9 protein-coding genes are annotated in these 20,467 nt (G+C 70.0%); 2 read left to right on the top strand and 7 right to left on the bottom strand.

From position 1 onward, the window contains the following. Positions 1-14 precede the first annotated feature (14 nt). Complete coding sequence (locus ACFVFH_RS29295) at positions 15-9,707, bottom strand: type I polyketide synthase (protein WP_383774056.1); 9,693 nt, start codon at positions 9,705-9,707, stop codon at positions 15-17. Positions 9,708-10,537: 830 nt separating this feature from the next. On the opposite strand from ACFVFH_RS29295, the gene ACFVFH_RS29290 reads away from it, so the two are divergent. Beyond that, entirely contained in the window at positions 10,538-11,074 is a 537-nt protein-coding gene (locus tag ACFVFH_RS29290) for a signal peptidase II (protein WP_383774054.1), read from the top strand. A gap of 452 nt (positions 11,075-11,526) precedes the next feature. Here ACFVFH_RS29290 and ACFVFH_RS29285 read toward each other — a convergent pair whose 3' ends face one another. The 5 genes from ACFVFH_RS29285 to ACFVFH_RS29265 form a co-directional block, all read right to left on the bottom strand. Beyond that, positions 11,527-11,913 (bottom strand): DUF6009 family protein, encoded by a 387-nt coding sequence (locus ACFVFH_RS29285; protein ID WP_383774052.1) that lies wholly within the window; start codon positions 11,911-11,913, stop codon positions 11,527-11,529. 126 nt (positions 11,914-12,039) lie between these two features. After that, positions 12,040-13,581 (bottom strand): phage/plasmid primase, P4 family, encoded by a 1,542-nt coding sequence (locus tag ACFVFH_RS29280; protein WP_383774050.1) that lies wholly within the window; start codon positions 13,579-13,581, stop codon positions 12,040-12,042. After that, positions 13,578-14,633: a bifunctional DNA primase/polymerase gene (locus ACFVFH_RS29275; protein ID WP_383774103.1), complete on the bottom strand. Its 1,056-nt coding sequence runs from the start codon at positions 14,631-14,633 to the stop codon at positions 13,578-13,580. The genes ACFVFH_RS29280 and ACFVFH_RS29275 overlap by 4 nt, the downstream gene beginning before the upstream one ends. Before the next feature lie 739 nt (positions 14,634-15,372). Continuing rightward, positions 15,373-16,650, bottom strand: coding sequence for a ParB/RepB/Spo0J family partition protein (locus tag ACFVFH_RS29270; protein ID WP_383774048.1), 1,278 nt, complete (start codon positions 16,648-16,650; stop codon positions 15,373-15,375). Continuing rightward, positions 16,647-17,873 carry a ParA family protein gene (locus ACFVFH_RS29265; RefSeq protein ID WP_383774045.1) on the bottom strand — a complete coding sequence of 409 codons (1,227 nt, stop codon included), beginning with the start codon at positions 17,871-17,873 and terminating at the stop codon, positions 16,647-16,649. Before ACFVFH_RS29265 ends, ACFVFH_RS29270 begins: the two co-directional genes overlap by 4 nt. 456 nt (positions 17,874-18,329) lie before the next feature. Between ACFVFH_RS29265 and ACFVFH_RS29260 the strand changes: the two genes are divergently transcribed. Then, positions 18,330-18,857, top strand: a complete 528-nt coding sequence (locus tag ACFVFH_RS29260; protein WP_383774043.1) for a DUF6461 domain-containing protein — start codon at positions 18,330-18,332, stop codon at positions 18,855-18,857. 583 nt (positions 18,858-19,440) lie between these two features. Here the strand turns inward: ACFVFH_RS29260 and gap are convergent. After that, positions 19,441-20,439 carry a type I glyceraldehyde-3-phosphate dehydrogenase gene (gene gap / locus ACFVFH_RS29255; protein WP_383774041.1) on the bottom strand — a complete coding sequence of 333 codons (999 nt, stop codon included), beginning with the start codon at positions 20,437-20,439 and terminating at the stop codon, positions 19,441-19,443. Positions 20,440-20,467 lie beyond the last annotated feature (28 nt).

Raw genomic sequence — 20,467 nt, 5'->3', positions numbered from 1 at the left:
GTGTACCTATCTCTTCAGCGCGAGAGTTCGTCGTCGAGGGCGTCGAACAGGTCGTCGTCGGACATTGATTCCAGGTCGTCGCCGAGCCCGGCGGAGGAGCCTTGTACGGAGTTCCACTTGCGCAGCAGCGCTTCCAGACGGGCGGAGATCCGTGCGTGGGTCCTGCTGTCCCCGGTGAAGGCGGACATCGCCGCGTCCATCCGGTCGGCGTCCTCAAGGATGCGGATGTCCGCGGCGGCCTCCGCGGGCACGAGGGTCGCCAGGAAGTGGTTCACGACCGCTTCAGGGGTGGGGTGGTCGAAGATCAGCGTGGCGGGCAGCCGCAGTCCGGTCACCCTGTTCAGCCGGTTGCGCAGTTCCACGGAGGTCAGTGAGTCGAACCCGAGGTTCTTGAACTCGGCGGTGACGTCGATGCCTTCGGGCTTCGGGTGTCCGAGCACGGCGGCGACCTCCGCCCGTACCACTTCGCCGAGCGTCTCCCGTCGGCTCTCCTCGGAGAGCGGCCGCAGCCGCTCGGGCCAGGAGGCGGCCGCCGAGGCCGCGGCGGGAGCGGCCGGGGCCCGGCGCACGGGAACGCGTACGAGTTCCCGCAGCACCGCCGGTACGGCCGATGTGCCGTCGGCCGAGGCCGCGTCGGCCCGGAGCCGCTTCAGATCGAGTGGCAGGGGTGCCACCAGGGCCTCGGGCGTCTGCCATGACGCGTCGAACAGCTCCATGCCCTGGTCCGTGGAGAGCGCCCCGATCCCGGAACGCTCCAGCCGGTCCAGGTCGCCGCGGTCCAGGTGCCCCGAGAGCGGGCTGCTCTCTTCCCAGAGTCCCCAGGCGAGGGAGGTGGCGGGCAGTCCGTGCGCGGTGCGGTGCTGGGCCAGGGCGTCCAGGAACGTGTTGGCCGCCGCGTAGTTGGCCTGCCCCGCGTTCCCGAAGAGCCCCGCGACCGACGAGTACAACACGAACGCCGACAGATCCAGCCCACGCGTCAACTCATGCAGATGCCACGCCGCGTCCACCTTCGGCCGCAGCACCGCCGCCAACCGCTCCGGCGACAACGCCTCCACCGTCGTGTCGTCCGTGACACCCGCCGTATGCACCACCGCCGTCAACGGATGCTCCACCGGAACCGAAGCCAGCAACCCCGCCAGCGCACCACGATCCGCCACATCACACGCGGCGATCGTCACCTCCGCACCCAGCCCCACAAGCTCCTTCCGCAACGACTCCGCACCCACGGCACCCGGCCCACGACGACTCGTCAGCAACAACCGCCTCACCCCGTACCGCACCACCAGATGACGCGCCACCAACGCACCCAACGTCCCCGTACCCCCCGTGACCAGCACCGTCCCCCCAGGGGCGGGAGCGCTGGGCAGGGTCAGGACGACCTTGCCGATGTGGCGGGCCTGGCTGATGTGGCGGAACGCCTCCTGGGCGCGCCGGATGTCCCACACCGCGACCGGCAGGGTCTCCAGCACACCGCTGTCGAACAGCTCGACGAGCGCGACCAGCATCTGCTGGATACGGTCCGGGGAGACCCAGGTCAGATCGAACGACTGGTAGGACACCCCGGGCAGCGACTCGGGCTCGCGGATGTCCGTCTTGCCCATCTCCAGGAACCGGCCGCCCGGCCGCAGCAGCCGCAGCGACGCATCCACGAACTCGTTGGCCAGGGAGTTCAGCACCACGTCGAAGCCGCTCTCCCCCACCTCCCGGCCGAAGCTCTGCTCGAAGGCGAGATCGCGGGAGGAGGCGATGTGCCGGTCGTCGAGCCCCAGCGAACGCAGGGTCTCCCACTTGCCGGAACTCGCGGTGCCGAACACCTCCGCGCCCAGGTGACGCGCCAGCTGCACGGCCGCCATGCCGACGCCGCCCGCGGCCGCGTGCACCAGCAGACGCTCGCCCCGCCGCAGCGCGCCGAGGTCCATCAGGGCGTGGTACGCCGTCAGGAACACGGCGGGCACCGATGCCGCCCTGGCGAACGTCCAGCCGTCCGGCATCCGGACCAGCATCCGGTGGTCCACGACCGCGACCGGTCCGAACGCACCCGTCAGCAGCCCCATCACACGGTCGCCCGGTGCCAGGTCCCGTACATCGGGTGCGACCTCCATGACCACGCCCGCGCCCTCGATTCCGGGCGGCCCGGCCTCGCCGGGATAGAGCCCCAGGGCGTTCAGCGCATCGCGGAAGTTCAGTCCGGCGGCGCGTACGGCGATCCGTACGTGGCCGGGCTCCAGCGGTGCCGACGACTCGGGGTGGGCCCGGAGGGCCAGACCGTCGAGCGAGCCGTCGGGCGACACCTCCATCCGCCAGGCGGCCTCGCCCTCGGGCACCGCCAGCACCCCCTTCCGGGAGTTCCGGACCAGCCGGGCGGCATGAACCGCCCCGCCGCGCACGGCCAGTTGGGACTCGCCGCCCTCCCGCACCGCGGACAGCACCGCACGCAGCAGCCCGGGTTCACCGGCCGGCCGACGGTGATCGTCGACGTCGAGCAGTACGAAGCGGTCCGGGTGCTCGGCCTGCGCCGAACGCACCAGCCCCCACAGGGACGCCATCGCCACGTCGGTGACCGCCTCGCCGTCACCGACGGCCGTCGCGCCCCGTGTGAGCACCACCATCGGGGCATCGGTCACCGGTGATTCCGAGGCCAGCCACTGCTGGACGAGCTCCAGCGTCCGGCGCGTCGCCGCGTGCGCGTCGGCGGCCGGGTCGGCGGCCGGGTCCCGCAGGCAGGGCACGAGCACGGCCGAGGGCAGGGCCGCGCCCTCCGCCACGGAACGCTCCAGGGAGAGCAGATCCGGATGGGCGACCGCGCCTGCGGCGTCCGGGAGACCGGAGGCGATGACGGCCACGGTCACGGGCTCCGCCGTGCCCGGGGCGTCGAGCCGGGAGATCTCCGTCCAGTCCAGCCGGAACAGCGACCTGTGCTCGCCCCCGGCCCCGGACAGGCGTCCCGGGGCGAAGGCGCGCAGGGTCAGGGACTCCACCTCGGCGATCGACGCGCCCGAGGGGTCCGCCAGCACGATCGACACCGCGTCCGGGCCGGTCGGCCGCAGACGTGCCCTGGCCACGGTGGCACCCGTGGCGCGCACGGTGATCCCGGCCCAGGCGAACGGCAGCCGCACCTCGGTGGCGTCCAGCACCAGCAGGTGCAGGGCGGCGTCCAGGAGGGCGGGGTGCACCCCGTGACCGGCGGGGTCGAGCCCGTCGGGGAGGCGGAGGTCGGCGTAGAGGTCGGCTCCGTCGCGCCACGCGGCGGTGACCCCCTGGAAGGCCGGTCCGTAGACGTAGCCGGTCGCGGCGAGGTCGGCGTAGAGCGGGGCCACCTCCACCGGCTTCGCGGTTTCGGGAAGCCGGACGTCCGGCAGCGGCGGCCTGTCGTCCGCTCCGCCGCTCGTCAGCGCGCCGGAGGCGTGGAGCGTCCAGCCGCCCCCCGCCGCGTTCCCCGGATCGTCGTCGGAGGCACGCGAATGGACCGTCACCGCCCATCCGCCCTCGTCCAGGGCCTCGACCTCCACATGGAGGTTGACGGCCGTATCGGGTTCGAGGACGAGGGGCGCCGCGAGGGTGAGTTCTTCCACCGGACCGGCGCCGACGCGGCCGCTCGCCTCCGTCACCAGGTCGACGAAGGCGGTCCCGGGCAGCAGGACGGCCTCCCCGATGGTGTGGTCGGCCAGCCAGGGATGCGTACGCGGCGAGATCCGGCCGGTGAACAGCCACCCCCGGCCGTCGGGGCGCGGGACCGCGGCGCCCAGCAGGGGATGTTCCACACCGTCGAGCCCGGCCGAGGACACATCGGAGGCGGGCGCCTCGTCCATCCAGTAGGACTCCTGCTGGAAGGCGTACGTGGGCAGGTCCACCGACGCGGCTCCGGGGAAGACCGCCGGGACGTCGAGCGCGGCCCCGAGCGCCAGGGCGTGCGCGAGGACCGTCTCCACGGTCTGTTCCTCGCCGCGCCGGGCCCGGAGGGCCGGCACGGCGACGACGCCCGCGTCCGCTCCGGTGTCACTCAGGCAGGTCTGTGCCATGCCGGTCAGTACGCCGTCGGGGCCCAGCTCGACGTACAGGGTCACGCCCAGCCCCGCCAGCGTCGCCATGCCGTCGGAGAAACGGACCGGCTGCCGGACGTGTGTCACCCAGTAGGCGGGCGAGCACAGCTCGTCGGCGGTGGCCGGGCGGCCCGTCACGTTCGACACGACGGGGATGCGCGGCTGGTCGAAACGCAGCCCCTGAAGCACCTCGCCGAACTCCTCCAACGCACTGTCCATGTGCGCCGAGTGGAACGCGTGGCTGACCGTCAGCCGCTTGACCTTGCGTCCGGTACGGGCGAAGCGGGCCGCGACCTCGTCGGCGGCGTCCGCGTCGCCGGAGACGACCACCGACTCCGGTCCGTTGACCGCGGCCACCGAGAGCCGGTCGCCGTACTCCTCCAGCGCGGCCAGTACCTCGTCCTCGCGGGCCTGTACGGCGACCATCGCACCGTCGTCACGCGCCGCCTCCATCAACCGGCCCCGCGCCGCCACCAGCACGGCCGCGTCCTTGAGGGAGAGCACGCCGGAGACGTGGGCGGCCGCGACCTCGCCGATGGAGTGCCCCAGGAGGAACCCGGGCCGCAGCCCGTAGTGCTCCATGAGCCGGAACAGCGCCGTCTCCACCGCGAACAGCGACGCCTGGGTGTACAGCGTCCGGTTCAGCAGCTCGGCATCCGTCCCGAAGACCACTCCGTGCAACGCCCGCGGCAGCCTCTGGTCGAGTTCCGCACACACGGCGTCGAACGCCGCGGCGAACACCGGCGACGACCGGTACAACTCCTGCCCCATGCCGAGCCGTTGCGCACCCTGACCGGTGAAGAGGAACGCGACCTCGGGCGCCCCCGCCCCCGGTTCACGGGTGGTCAGGATCAGGTCCGGGTGGGGTGTGTCGTCGGTGAGTGCGTGGAGTGCGGCGTGCGGGTCCCGGGCGGTGATGACGGCCCGGTGGGCGAAGCGGGTCCGTGCGGTGGCCAGGGTGTGCCCGATGTCGACGGGACGCAGCCCGGGACGGGCTTCGAGATGGGCGGCGAGTCGGGCCGCCTGGTCCTGGAGCGCCTGCGGCGTCTTCCCGGACAGCACCCACGGAACGGAACGGCTGCCGGCTTCCGGCTGATCCGCACTTTCGGCTTCTTCGATCTCTTCCGGGGCGGCTTGTTCGAGGATGAGGTGGGCGTTGGTGCCACTCACCCCGAACGAGGAGACGCCGGCCCGTCGGGGCCGGTCCCGCTCCGGCCACGGCACCGACTCGGTCAGCAACCGAAGCTGCCCCTGCCCCCAGTCGACCTGCGAGGTCGGCGCGTCCACATGCAGTGTCGGTGGAAGGGTGCCGTTCTCCATCGCCATGATCATCTTGATCACACCGCCCACACCCGCCGCGGCCTGGGTATGCCCGATGTTCGACTTCAACGACCCCAGATACGCCGGACTGTCCGAAGCCCGGTCCCTCCCATACGTGTTCAGCAGCGCCTGCGCCTCGATCGGATCACCCAGCACCGTCCCCGTGCCATGCGCCTCGATGACATCGACGTCGCCCGGCGCAAGATTCGCATCCCCCAACGCCGAACGGATCACCCGCTCCTGCGAAGGACCATGCGGCGCGGTCAGGCCATTGCTCGCACCGTCCTGATTCGTCGCCGAACCACGGATCACCGCCACCACCCGATGCCCGTTCGCCCGCGCACGCGACAACGGCTCCAGCAACAACAGCCCACTGCCCTCGGAGAACCCCGTCCCCTGCGCCGACTCCGCGAACGCACGACACCGACCATCCGGCGACAACCCCCGCCGTCGGCTGAACTCCACCAACGTCCGCGGCGTCGCCATCACCGTCACCCCACCGGCCAACGCCATCGCACACTCACCCTTGCGCAACGACTGCACCGCCAGATGAATCGCCACCAACGACGAAGAACACGCCGTGTCCACCGACACGGCAGGCCCCTCCAACCCCAACGTGTAAGCGATACGACCCGACGCGACACTGCCCTCGTTACCGGTGAGGATGTGTCCCTCGAACTCGGCGGGCACGCGCCGCGGCGCGTAGCCGACCTGCATCAGGCCGGTGAAGACTCCGGTGTCGCTGCCGCGCAGCGAGGCCGGATCGATCCCCGCCCGCTCCACCGCCTCCCACGCGTTCTCCAACAGCAACCGCTGCTGCGGATCCATCGCGGCCGCCTCCACCGGACTGATCCCGAAGAACCCCGCATCGAACCGGTCCGCCTCATGCAGGAACCCACCACCCGACGCATACACCTTCCCCGTCACCGACGGATCCGGATCCGGATCGTACAACTCCTCCAGATCCCACCCCCGACCCGTCGGAAACCCCGACACCGCATCCCGGCCCTCCCGCACCAACTCCCACAAATCCTCCGGAGAACCCACACCCCCCGGAAAACGACACGCCATACCCACCACCGCGATCGGTTCGGTGTCGGAGAGGGCCTCAAGTCCGGGCTTCTCCCCTTCCCCGATGGCGCCCCCGGCCTCCACGCGCAGCTGCTCCGCGAGCCGGGCGGCCGTCGGGTGGTTGAAGATCAGCGTGGGGGAAAGGGACAGCCCGGTCGCGGCGCTCAGCCGCTCCAGGAACTGGACCGCGCCCACGGAGTCGAATCCCTGGTCCTTGAACGTCCGGGCGATGTCCACGGTCTGCGGGCTCGGGTGCCCGAGCACGGTCGCGGCCTCCGCACGTACGAGTGCCAGCAGTTCCTCCTGGCCCATCGCCCGGACCCGGCGGCCGTACTCGTCCCCGTCCTTCTCCGGCAGTGTCCCCGGACCGGCGCTCGGGCCGGGGACCGCAGATGTCCCGGGGGTGGGCCGCAGGTGCTCCTTGCGCCAGTTCGACAGGGAGGGCAGCACGTCCCGCAGTGCGGTGTGCTGCTCCGGCCCCATCCCGAGGGTGTCGGCCAGCGCGGCGACATCGGCGCTCTCCACCGCTTCCCAGAACGGCAGTTCGGCGGGGGCCTCGCCGCCGCCGGTGTCCAGCCAGTGACGTCGGCGCTGGAAGCGGTACGTGGGCAGGGCGACCCGGCGCGTCGGCCGGTCCGCGAACGCCGCACGCCAGTCCACCTCCACACCGTGCACATGGAGGTGGGCCAACGAGGTCAGCAGCCGGCGCCGGCCGCCCTCGCCGCGCCGCAGGGTGCCGACGACCGTGGTACGCACCGGCTGCACCGCCGCGGCCGACCCGGCGGCTTCCACGTCGGCCAGGGTCTGCTGGAGTGCCGGGGTCAGTACCGCATGCGGGCTGACCTCGACGAACGTGTGGTGGCCCTGACCGGCGAGGGCCCGGGTCGCGGTCTCCAGCTGTACGGGCCGACGCAGGTTCTCGTACCAGTACTCGGCGGTCAGCTCCGCCGTGTCGAGCGCACCACCGGTCACCGTCGAGTAGAACGCCAGGTCCGCGGCGCGCGGTGCGATGTCGGCGAAGTCCGTCAGGAGGCGGTCGCGGAGGACGGCGACGTCACGGGAGTGCGAGGCGTAGTCGACCGGAATCATCCGTGCCCAGACGCCCTCGGCCTCGTAGGCCGCCACCAGTTCCTCGACGGCCCGTGCCGGGCCCGAAACCACCGTGGAGAAGGGGCCGTTGACGGCCGCGACCTCGACGCGCGCACCGTCGGTACCGGGCGCCGACGGTCCGTCGGCCGTACGGGCGCGCACCTGCTCGACCGGGAGCGAGATCGTGGCCATCGCCCCGGTGCCGGACAGCAGGCCCAGGGCCTTGCTCCGCAGCGCGACCAGCTTCGCCGCATCGTCCAGGGTCAGCGCGCCCGCGACGTACGCGGCCGCGATCTCCCCCTGGGAGTGCCCCACCACCGCGTCGGGGCTGACGCCGTACGACCGCCACACCTCGGCCAGCGCGACCGCGACGGCCCACAGCGTGGGCTGTACGACATCGACGCGGTCGAGCGGCGGGGCGTCCGGCGCCTCGGTCAGCACGTCGAGCAGCGACCAGTCGACGAACGGCGCCAACGCGCGCTCGCACAGGGCGATCCGTTCGCGGAAGACGGGAGAGGAGACCAGAAGCTCCTGTGCCATGCCGGGCCATTGCGATCCCTGGCCGGGGAAGACGAAGACGATGCCGCCCGGGTCGCGGACCGTGCCTTGGACGAGCGCGTCGTCGGCGGTGTCCGCGGCGAGGGCGGCCAGCGCGCGGTCACGCTCCGCGGGGTCCGCGGCGATCACCACGGCGCGGTGTTCCCATCCGGCGCGCGTGGTGGCGAGCGAGTGCGCGATGTCGGCGGGGAGCGGGCCGGAGGAAGCGGTGAACTCCCGGAGCCGTTCCGCCTGCCCGCGCAGGGCCGGAGCGGTGCGCCCCGAAAGGACCCAGGGCACGGGGCCCTCGGCCGCCGCTTCCGAGGCCGCGGGCCGGTCGGGGGCCGCCGCTCCCCCGGTGGTGCCGGGCACGGGCGCATCCGCCACCACCACATGGCAGTTGGTGCCGCCCATGCCGAAGGAGCTCACCCCTGCGATCAGCGGCCCTTCGGGGGCCGTCCATGTCTCGCAGTCCGTCAGCACCCGCAGGTTCCACTCGTCCAGCGGGATGTCGGGGTGCGGCGTCTCGAAGTTCAGGCTGGGTACGAGTCGGCGGTGCTGGATGCACAGCGCAGTCTTGACCAGGCCGACCACGCCCGCGGCCGCTTCGAGATGTCCGATGTTGGTCTTCACCGAGCCGACGAGGAGCGGCTGCCCGAGGGTCCGCGCACCGCCGATGACCGCGCCCAGGGCCGCCGCCTCGACCGGGTCGCCGACCTTGGTGCCGGTGCCGTGGAGTTCCACGTACTGCACCTGGTCAGGACCTATGCCGGCGCGCTGCTGGGCGAGCCGCACGACGTCTTCCTGCCCGGCCCGGGTGGGGACCATGAGGCCGTCGCCGCCGCCGTCGTTGTTGACGGCGCTGCCGCGTACGACGCAGTACACCCGGTCGCCGTCCGCCAGGGCCCGCGAGAGCGGTTTGAGGACGACGACCGCTCCTCCCTCGCCGCGTACGTAGCCGTTGGCCCGCGCGTCGAAGGTGTGGCACCGGCCATCGGGAGAGAGCGCGCCGAGCCCGGCCATCCCGAAGGCGGGCTCGGGCACGAGGTTCAGATGCACACCGCCGGCGAGGGCGAGCGCCGACTCACCGCTGCGCAGGCTCTCGCAGGCCATGTGGACGGTGGCCAGCGACGATGCCTGGCCCGCGTCGACGGTCAGGCTCGGTCCGCGCAGTCCGAGCACATAGGAGATCCGGTTGGCGATGATGCCCCGCTGGTTCCCCGGAACGGCGTGCGGGGTCCTGGCCGCGGGTCCCGAACGGTCCAGCAGCAGCGCGTAGTCGTGGGACGCCGCCCCGATGAACACCCCGGTCGTACCGTCGTGTTCCTGACCGGACACGATCCCGGCGTCCTCCAGCGCCTCCCAGCTCAGCTCCAGGGCGAGTCGCTGCTGCGGGTCCATCGCGGCGGCCTCCTTCGGCGAGATGCCGAAGAACTCCGCGTCGAACTCTTCGACGTTCTCCAGGAAGCCGCCGAACCGCGCGCTGCGGAGCTGTCCCTCGGTCCATCCGCCGGACGCCCCCGGCGCATCGGCGTCGGGGTATCCGCGCGACGCCGGAACCTCACCGATCGCGCTCCTGCCCTGGGAGAGCAGCTGCCAGAATTCGCCCGGGTCCACGGCCTGCGGCAGTCGACACGACAGTCCGACCACTGCGATATGGTCATCCGAGGCCAGGCGTCGGTCGGAAGCGGAATCGGAATTCTGTGGGCGCAATTCGGTCACGCCGCGCGGCTCAGTCACTAGGTCCCTTTTCGGCCTGGCGATCCAGCGGGGGCAGCATGTCGGTGGCCCACCGGATACCGGATATGGAATGTCGGATGTCGCTACAGCACGGTCCTCTGGTGGTACGCGGTGCGAGCGAGTGCACGACGGGATCTACTGCGCTGTAGGTGCCCCCGTGCACCCGTACCTACTGATGGTTCCTCGGCACTTGCCCTGAGGCCGAGAAAGCCGCGCCAGGAAGGCGAATACGCCGACCGGACCGGACGGTCCAGTTCGTGTGACATATGCAGACCGTGACGTGAGTGACACTGCCATGCCGCCCCAGCACAAAGCACGGGTTGACAAACCGCCAGGGATGATTTCGAGCCACCTGGGCAGATGACCGCATCGGTCACACCAAGGGGCTCATTATCTGGATAATTTCCGTAGTCCCGCACACGGACGCCATGTCACGATGCCCGGTTCTCTCCTTATTTCCCCTCTTCGGCGTCGGCCGGTGCTTCCGGATCTTGACCAAAAAAGATGCACGGGATTCGCTCAGCGCAAAGAGAGGGTGAAGTGGTATGCGGCTCGACGGCGGAGGCCGGGAACGTCCGGTAATCTATGCGGACCGCTGTATCCTGCATCCACGCTCCGCGATGCCGATTTCCGAAGAACAGCAAATGCGGAGCAAGCAGAGATGTGCGTACGGAAGAACCTCGGGGAGTAACGGGATGATGAGTGAAGCAGGCAAAGTGAAACGCCCACGATTCGTCCTCATGGCCGCCGTGGCCGCATTGCTGATGATCGTGGATGTGATCACCAAGCAGATCGCTTTGGCGAACTATTCTCCGGCGGCACCCGAGAGTTACCTGGGCGGGTTCCTGAAGTTCACGCTCATCAACAATTCAGGGGCCGCATTCTCCCTCGGCGAGGGCTCGACCTGGATCTTCTCCACGGCAAAACTGGTCGTCATCATCGGCATGCTCTGGATTTCCCGCCGTATCCGCGTGCCCTCCTGGGAAGCGATCTTCGGGCTCCTGATCGGCGGCGCCGCAGGAAATCTGGTGGATCGCATCTTCCGTCCGCCGTCCCCCTTCCGGGGCGAGGTCGTCGACTGGATCCAGCTCCCGCACTGGGCCGTCTTCAACATCGCCGACATGGGCGTGGTCAGCGGAGGCGTGCTGACCGTCTGGATGGTCTTCCGTGGCATCAACCTGGACGGCACCATCGAGACCGAGGCGAACCAGGGCAAGAAGAGCGAGAAGGACAAGAAGGAAAAGAAGGCGCTCCAGGACGAGGGCAGCGAAGCCTGACCCACACTGGGCGAACCTGACCCGCGCGCTGGGCGAACCTGACCCGCGCTGAGCCGCGTTTCGCTCCGCGCGGCGTTTCGCTTCGGGACACCGGGTCCGTCCGGCGCCGCCGGAGTGTCACAGCAGCATCCCTGGAGGAGCGTCTCAGGCGCACCTCCAGGCGAAATGACGAGACTTCGATTTTCGGCACCGATCCTTAGGATCGTTCCTGACGAAGAATCGAACACCATTCGAAAGCCCGTCTCCACGCTCTTCCCGGCCGTTTCCGGGCCGGGTCGCGCGGCGACCCATGGCATCCACTGGCACAGCGCGTCGAACGGAGAGCCGGCACCGGCCGGCAGGCTGGGGCCGGCTTCGACGCATGCCTCGATCTGGTGTCGTACGACGCGGCGGAGACCACCGACGAGAGCCCGGAACGCGTCGCCGCGCTCGCCGGACTCACCGCGGCCCGCTCAGGTGCTGGGGGCCGCTATCACCGCGGAGGGGCCGCGCTGGGAACGCGGAGTCTTGTCCCCCACGCGCTTGGGTTCGATGGTGCGGGGATCGACGGCTTCGCCGGGGGCGCCCTGCTGGTAGGGGCCCTCGGGGTTGGCGTCGCGGTCGTGCGGGAGAAGGAAGAAGACCCGGCGGAGCTGGAGGCCGCTGTCGGGGTCGGCTTCGGCGTGGGCGTCGAGTTCGGTGTAACCGACCATGCGTCCGTCGCGTTCGTAGCGTGGCTTGCCGCGGCGGCGGGCGGTCTTGTCGAGCGCCTGGCGTACATAGTCGAGGTCGTCGGGATTCTCCAGCCACACCACGGCGTTCTCGTGGCGGAGGTCGCTCTCGTTCAGCAGCGAGCTCATGGCCGCAGCCCCTTTTCGTCGTCGACGGCCGATTGCGGGCCGGGGTGGATGTGGTGAGCACGATCCCGGGTGGGGGCACCGTGTCCATGGTAGGCCGGGTTGGCGGGTCTGTGTCGGGTGCTCCGGTCAGCCATGGCCGACCGGGGGTTCGTCGTCGGTCAGAAGGCCGAGGCCCGGGTAGTACTTCTTGCCGCTGGACTTCATCATGTCGGCGGGCGAGGCAAGGGAGAGTTCCTGACGCACACGGGTGGCGAAGGCGCGGGCCGTGGCCGGGCGGATGCCCTCACCGGCGCTGCACCAGCTGCTGTACGTGGTGTACAACAGGCCCTGCTCGACGCGGAGGTCCCCGTTGTCGGTGGTGCAGCATTCGGCGAGGAAGCGGCCGATGTGGTCCTCGGTGGTGGCATAGGCCTCGGTGGCGATGCGTACGGTCGCGGGTCCGGCGAGCGGGTCGCGGGTGTCGAGATAGAGCTGGGCTCCCTCGATGAGCCACTGCAGGATGCCGGGGCCCTCGCTCTGTACGAGTTCCTTGGCCAGGTTGTCGATCTTACGAGCGGCGGGAACGACGCGTTCGAAGGGGATCAGCCGGATCCGGCGCCAGAAGGCGTGGCCCCCCGTGCCGACTTCGGGGCGGTGGTTGCCGAGCAGCCAGAGCTTGTGGGTGGGGTTGAAGCTGAAGAAGTCCTGCCTCATGCGCCGGGCCATGATCCGGTCGCCGCCGGTCAGGAGTTTGACCCGGGACTCGTCGAACTTGTCATTGGGTTTCAGCTCGGAGCACACGACGATGCGCCGTCCATGGAGCTCGGTGAGTTCGGTGGAGTGCTCGGAGAACTTCCCCTTCTCCATGAGGAAGCCGGGCGGGGCGGCCTGGGCGTAGTCGCCGAGGATCTGCGTCATGACGTCGAGCAGTACGGACTTGCCGTTGGCTCCGGTGCCGTAGAGGAAGGGCAGCACCTGCGCGCCGACGTCGCCGGTGACGGAGTAGCCGAGGAGCAGATGGAGGAAGTGAATGGTCTCCGCGCCCTTGGCGTCCTCGCCGAAGGTGTCATGGAGGAAGCGGTGCCAGCGGGGGGTGGGCATCGCCTCGGGGGCGACGCTGGTGGCCCGGGAGTGCATATCGGCTTCCGGGTCGGGCTTGTGGAGATGGCCGGTGTGGAGGTCGACGACCCCGGCCGGGGTGCACAGCGCGTACGGGTCGCCGTCCAGGACATCGGGATCCAGGGCCAGGGCGGGCGAGGCCTTGGCCTGGGTGAGCATGGCCTTGATGCCCGGCGTCGACATGGAACGCCGACGGTGGGAAGCGAGTTCGCGGTCGCTGAACTGGCCGGTCGGGTCGGTGGCCGGCATCTGCTCGGCCAAGTCTCCCGCCGCCCATACCGCGGCTTTCTCGCCCCCGGTGCGCTTCCAGCGGTACTGGTCCCAGTGGTACCAGCCGAGGCCCTCGACATGACGGAACTGATCGCCGAACATCACCGCGAACAGCTTGGCGTTGCCCCGGTCGGTGAGCAGTCCGGGGAGTTGGCCCGAGGGGATCGACGGCTCGTGGACGACCGCGGTGCCGGCTCTCTGCTGGGCGGGCAGACCGGGGTATTCCGTCTGGCCTTCGAGATCAAGCATCTGCTGCGCTGCGGCAGTAGCGTCGAAGCGCGGGCTGTCGGCGCTGCTCATGGGCGTCCTTTGAAATGGAGCGGCCGGCTCGCACCGGCGGACAGGGCAGAGGTGATGACGGCGGAGCTGTGGCGGCTTCGCTGCGGCCGGGCGACATCGGCGGCCTCGGTCAGCAGCTCGCGTGCACGGCTCTCGGTGAGATGGCCGGAGGCGATCAGGCCCCCGGCCGTGTAGGCGGCACGGTTGAGCTTCTCGGTGAAGGCGGTGCCTTCGGGGGCGGCGGCGCACTCCTTCACCTGGTCGAGGAGCGGCTCCAGGAGCCGGTGGGCCCGCTGCCGGGCGGGGCGCGGAGCTCCCGGCCGCAGGGTCCCGGGCCTCGGAGCCGGCACCGGGGCGGGCCGATGGTCGACCGGGTGTCCCGTGCGCTGGAGCTCAACGGCGAGCCAGTCGGGGAGGAGCGCGGGCAGCCGGGCCGGGCCGACCGGGCTGTACGTACCGGCAGGGGTGCGGGTGGCGGGGGTCACGATGTAGCCGCCGGTCGCCCGGACATCGACCTGCCAGGCGAGGGCGACCTTCGGACTGGAGCCCACCGAGGAGCGGTACCGCGGCCCTCCGGGGGGCGTCCGGTACCAGACGTGCAGCCCGCCGGACGGGGTCCGTACCCGCAGGGTCGAGTCGTCGTCCGCGGGGCTGGGCCTGCCCCGGAGGGCGGCCAGGAGAGCGAGGGTGTCGAACCCGGAGGCCAGCCCCGCCAGGTCGACGCTTCCGTGGATCGGGATGCCGGGCAGGAGCCGGTTCCGGTCCGGGACTTCGGCGCAGTGCGCATCGACATCGAGGACGACGAGGCCCGCCGGTCCGCAGGAGACCCCGACCCCGAGCGTGGGGTTCCTGCCCCACCAGGCGTCCAGCAGGGCGGGGTTCGTGGTCGCCGCGTGAAAGCCGTGGCACCACCGGCCCTCGGAGGGGCACGGGCAGTCCTGCGGGCTGTGGGGCTCCTCGCGGCACGCGGGGCAGTTGGCTGCCGGGGTCTTGCGGCCGGGGGCCAACGGGTGGACCGGCCAGCCGTTCCCCGCGCACCAGCGGGCAACGTCGTAGGGACTGGCGGTTCCCATGGAGCGGGGAACGCTGGTCTCGCTGTGACGCGGCACGCTGATCGTCCTTGCCGAGGGGCTGAGAGACTGCTCAGTCCCTGCGGCAAAAGACCAGGTCACAGCGCTGCTACCGCCAGACGAGGGACCGAAGGGACTGAGTTTTCCAATGAGGTCAGAGCCTACATCAGCGCCCTGGCCGCAGGTGAAGCCGTTTCCCGACTTCGGTCCCTTCAGTCCCTTTTGCAGCCTGGGGGGTTGGGGCATTCGCTTCTTGGGACGAGCAGCTGATCCGGTCGGTCGGCCGGGCGTGTCGGGGCCTGGAGGGACCGGGCCGGAGGGACCGAAGGACTGGGGCCCCTTCGGTCCCTGTTCAGTCCCTCCAGTAAAAGTGCAGGTCAGAGGGTGTACAGGGCCTGAACGAGGGACTGAAGGGACTCAAAGTTCCAGTTATGAGCCGCTCAGGTATAGAAGACCTCTGTACTTGCGCGCACGCATACACACGCACGCGTAATAGAAGGAACTGGGATTTTGAGTCCCTTCAGTCCCTCCAGTCCCTTGTTCGGGGCGCTTGCAAGCCTGTGACCTGCACTTTTACGGAGGGACTGAAGGGAGGGACTGAAGCGCAGGGACCGAAACGGGGAGTTGGGTCCCTCCGAGCCCGCCTCGCTCCGTTCTCCGTCCTTCGTCCTTCCTCCTCGTCCCGGTGACAAGAGAAACGGGAACGGAGAAGGGAGCGAGGCCCCTGGGCAGGAGACTGCCTTCAGAGCTGTTTGTCGGGCACTGCCGACTTCTCCAGTTCATCGAGCCTCTGCAGCATCGACTGACGCTGCTCGGGTGTCATCTTCCGAAACACCAGCTCGGCAACGGCCTTGCCGTCGTGCCAGGGCATCTTGATCGGCGGCCGGTGTGGCGGGACCGAGGAGTCGGCCGCCCTGGGAACGAAGGGTGACACGGCCTCACCGGCCGCCGAGGGCTGTACCCGAGGTTCGGGAAGAGGTGCCCCGGTTACGTCCGACCCCTGGGGTACCGGAGGTGTGCGGGGCGCCTGGGCTGCCTCGGGCATCTGAGGTGCCCGAGGCTGAGGGGCCGGTGGTGCCTCAGGAGAAGCAGACGGGAAGGCCACGGGCGGAGTGGGCTCCGCCGTACCACCGGGCTGCTCCTCCCCCGTCCGCCGCTCCTCCGGCTGGTCCTCCCCCACGTGCGGAGCCACGCTGCCTCCCGGCGGGCTCGGTTCGTTCTTTACCGCGGTAAAGAACGAACCGGCGGCTGCGGGAGGTGGCGGCGGCTGTTCCGTGGAACGACGGACCCTGGGGCGCTCCTTCTCCTCCTCACGTTCCAGCGCACGGTCCTGCCAGGCCCGCAGCTGCTCGTCATGAGGAAGCTTCACCAGGGCCCGTGTCTCACGCACCGGAAGGTCCCCGTTGCTCACCAGCGCCTGGAGTTCCGGGGCGAGGTTGAGCAGATACATCTGCTGGGTCACCCAGCCACCGGACTTGCCGTAGTGCTCAGCGACCCTGGTCTTGCCGCCGAGCTCCTCGACCATGGTCTGGATGCCGAGCGCGCGCTCAATCGGATCGAGGTCCTCGCGGTCGTTGTTCTCGGAGAGAACCGCGTCCAGGAAGTCCGCCCGGGATGTGGCCACATCGTCATCGACGACGACCTCAAGTGTGCCGATCCCTGCGGCCAGGGACGCACGGTAGCGCCGCTCGCCATTGGCGATGACATAGCGGGCCGTGCCGACGTTGTCGGCTTCGTCCTCCCAGAGCCGGAGATAGGCCTCGCGTGTGACGGCGACGGCCGGCTGGAGCTGCTTCTTCTTCAGCTTCAGCCCGAAGTCGAGCAGATCGCTGTCGGAGCCGAAGTTACGACGTGGGTTGAAGCGGGTCGGAACGAGCTGGTCCAGAGGGATGGTGCTCAGACGACTGTCGGAAGCCCCGACGGTGACGGCTCCCGTGGCGGCGGCCACGGCCTGGCGCCGTGCGCTGACGCCCTGGGCACCGCCGAAGCGTCCGGTGCCGAGCTGGCCGGCCTTGCTCATGAGACCTCCCGGGCGAGCGCCCGCATGGCCACTGCCTGCTGGCTCCGTGGCGCGTACGCGAGCAGTGGCCGCTTCATGCGGACGGCTTCCTTCTGTTCCTTCAGATCCCCGATGAGGCCGACGACCCGCGGATCCTTTATGTCGACCCAGCCCTGGAGGGAGGACGTCGCGATGTAGCCGCGACGCGAGTCGTAGAGGTTGACCACGATGCCGAGGTAGTCGATCTCCACGGCGAGGTCGCTGCGGAGGTCTTCGAACTGGGCGGTGAGAAGCTCGTAGGCGTCGGCGCTGCTGTCTTCGGCCTGCACCACGACCAGCGCCCCGGACTGGCCGGGCGCCTCGCCGTTGCGGCGCCGCCCGTAGTAGGCGGCGGCGTCCATGCTGAGCCCGAGGCTCGGCGGGCAGTCGACCAGGATGACGTCGTAGTCGGCCTCCAGAGGTGCGAGTGCCCGCTCCAGTGCGGCTTCGCGTGCGCGGACCGCGGAGAGACGGACATCCAGGAGGAAGGCGTCGCTGCAAGCGGGCAGCAGGTGGAGGCGCTCCCCGAAGACCTCTTCGTCGATGGAGACGACGAGATCGCGCAGTTCGCCCTTCGGGTCGCCGGCCATGTGATTGGTGAGGCTGTCGCCACCCATGGGCAGCGGCGTGGCACCGAGTTGATTGGTGAGGTGACACTGAGGGTCGAAGTCCACGAGCAGGACCCGCAGTCCGAGGCCGGGCAGGTTCTCGACGTCCAGGGGACCGTCTTCCCCGGACGCGGCCGCCAGCTGTTTGGCGATGCGCACCGGGTGCAGGGCATTGGGGTTCTCTGCGAGGGCCTCACCGGTCCCGGCTGTGATCGCGGTCTTGCCGACACCGCCCTTCTGGTTGCAGACGATGATGCGCCGGGTGATCGTGGGCCGCTCGATGTCCGGTGCCTGGTGAGTGTCGAGCCACAGCTGTACCGACTGGGCGAGGCCCTGGATGAGGGAGACCCCGCGGTCGGCCGCAGCCTGCCGGAAGGTGTCCCACTGCCCGTCAGGAAGGAAGGTCGCGAAGGAATCCGCGCCTCTGGTGTCAATGGTCGTGAGGCTGGCCGCCAGGTCACACCATGCGGTGATGCCCTGCTCGACGGCGGCCTGGATCTCGATGCCGTGCTGGGCGGCCCTGACCTTGAGGTTCTGCCGGAGCCATCCCGGCAGCTTGGAGACGACCTTCTCGCGGTCGTTGGCTGGAGAACTCATGAGAGACACCTTACTAACGTTCAAGATCGGTACGACCATTGGTGCGTTAGTAGCGCCTAGTGTGTGTCGAGCGGGGCGGCTTTACCGCGGTAAAGCCGCCCCGCCTTTCTCTGGGCATCCGTAGCGGTGTCCCGATCAAGTCCGGGCCAGTCATGCGGTGTTCCGGTCTTCTCTGGGGATGGCCCGCAGCTTCCCCCACGGTTCGGTCGGCTCCTGCTCCGACACGGACACCTCATGACGGATGCGTGCTAGCGGTTCGGCTCGGAGTTCTGGCACAACCTGTTCCAGCGCGGCTAACACCTGAGCGACCGGGCGGAACGGCTCCGCCGGCTGTCCCCGGTCAACGGAGTCTGTCAGTGGCATGAGCGAGGCTCTCTCCCATGACGACGACCGCCGCCGACTACATGGTTCGAGGAACGCTTCCCGGACCTCGCAGAGGCGTATTGCTTCACGCTGGTGCACAACCTCGCGCCTTCTGACCTGCTCCACCGTCTCGACGGGCAGGACGAGCCGACGCTGACCGGCACGGGCGCGCTCGTCGAGGCCGCCTTCGACCTGTCCCACCGGTTGGACGGCAAGCAGCAACTCGTCGCCATGACCACCGTCGAGCCATGGACCCTGCTGATCGAACCCAACGGCTATCTCGGAGTCACGGAGGACCTGGCGCCGGCCGCCTCGGCCGGCACACGCTGGGTGTCGCACTTCGTCGACATCAACGGTCTCGATGCGTTTCTCTGGGCCGAAGACTCCGTGCGGCGTCTCTGGTTCGAGCCCATGTTTCCCGACGAGCGCTGGGGCACCACACCTGACGAATCCCTGGACGTCATGCACAGCATCGGCTTCCACTTCGGGGACGACAGCCCCGAGGCCGACCTCTCCTCACTGGCCGCATTCGCTCTCGCCCAGCACCTGACCGGCGTCGCCGTCGCGCCGGAACTACTCGAAGGCACTGCGTTCACCTGCGGCAGCGTCGAGGTCAGGTGACCAGATCGCTCCACGGCTCTCCGCAGCGCAGTGCCTGGACAGAACTGGGACGGGCTCGTGGGCCCCGTCCCGCACAACTCTGGGCACCGCAGGCCATGGCCCGACCCGTCCCAGACCCATCTGGGACGGGGCAGGGTCGAGCGGGGCGGCTTTACTGCGGTAAAGCCGCCCCGCGTCCCGCCTCATGGCCGCCCGTCAGCCGATGCCTGCCCATGGGACGGCCGGGGCCGTGAGAACCACCTCGCCCACTCCTGTTCGGCCCCGTCCGGCACGCGCTTCCCTCCGTATGCCGGGCAGTCATGCCCTCTTCTCGATGGGTCAGTTCTTTACCGCGGTAAAGAACTGACCCGGGAGCAGGGCCGGGCCGAGGCCCTGGATGCGCGCGGCGGCGGCCTACGGACCCAGCGGGCAACAGGGTCGGTGAGCCTGTGCGGACTTCGGTCAGGGCGCGGCGAGACCGGCACGTCTGACCGCGGTCCCCCTGCCTGCGCGGTCTCGCCGCTGTCCGATGCGGCGCGGGACCGGTGGGATACGGGGCTGTGTGCGCCGGTCCAGGGTTACGCCCCCGGCGTCCGTCCGCCGGTCAGCCGGCGGCGAGGAGTTCGAGGGTGTCGATCACACGGTTCGAGAAGCCCCACTCGTTGTCGTACCAGGCGACCACCTTGATGTGGCGCCCGTCGACGCGGGTGAGGGCCGAGTCGAAGATCGACGAAGCCGGGTTGCCCGTGATGTCGGACGACACGAGCTCGTCGTCCGAGTATTCGAGTACGCCTGCGAGCGGCCCCAGCGCGGCAGCGCGGTACGCCGACAGCACGTCCTCGCGCGTCACATCGCGCGCGACCGTCGTATTGAGTTCGACGATCGATCCCACCGGAACCGGCACACGGATCGAGTCGCCCGACAGCTTGCCGTCGAGGTTCGGCAGCACGAGGCCGATCGCCTTCGCGGCACCCGTCGTGGTCGGCACGATGTTGACGGCGGCCGCGCGGGCGCGGCGGGCGTCGCGGTGCGGACCGTCCTGAAGGTTCTGCTCCTGTGTGTACGCGTGCACCGTCGTCATGAAGCCGTGCTCGATGCCCGCGAGGTCGTCGAGCACCGAGGCCAGCGGCGCCAGCGCGTTGGTCGTGCACGAGGCGTTCGACACGATCGTGTGCGTGGCCGGGTCGTACGCGTCGGTGTTGACCCCGAACGCGAGCGTGACATCGGCACCGTCCGCCGGGGCGCTGATGAGTACCCTCTTCGCGCCCGCTTCGAGGTGGGCGCGGGCGGCCGTGGCCGACGTGAAGCGGCCGGTCGCCTCCAGCACGAGGTCGACGCCGAGCCGGGCCCACGGCAGCTGCGCCGGTTCGCGCTCGGCGAGCACGGTGATGCGACGGCCATCGACGACGAGGGCGTCCCCGTCCACCGTCACCGGGCGGCCGAGCCGCCCCGCCGTCGTGTCATAGGCGAGCAGCCGCGCGAGGGCGGCGGGCTCCGTGAGGTCGTTGACGGCGACGACCTCCAGGTCACTGTCGCGTTCGAGCAGTGCGCGCAGCACATTGCGTCCGATGCGGCCGAATCCGTTGATGGCGATACGAGTCATGGATGGTGTCCCTTCGGGTTCGCTCCCA

This window comes from Streptomyces sp. NPDC057697 (genome assembly GCF_042799335.1).
Classification (GTDB): domain Bacteria; phylum Actinomycetota; class Actinomycetes; order Streptomycetales; family Streptomycetaceae; genus Streptomyces.
This window is presented reverse-complemented; position numbering and strand designations above follow the sequence as displayed.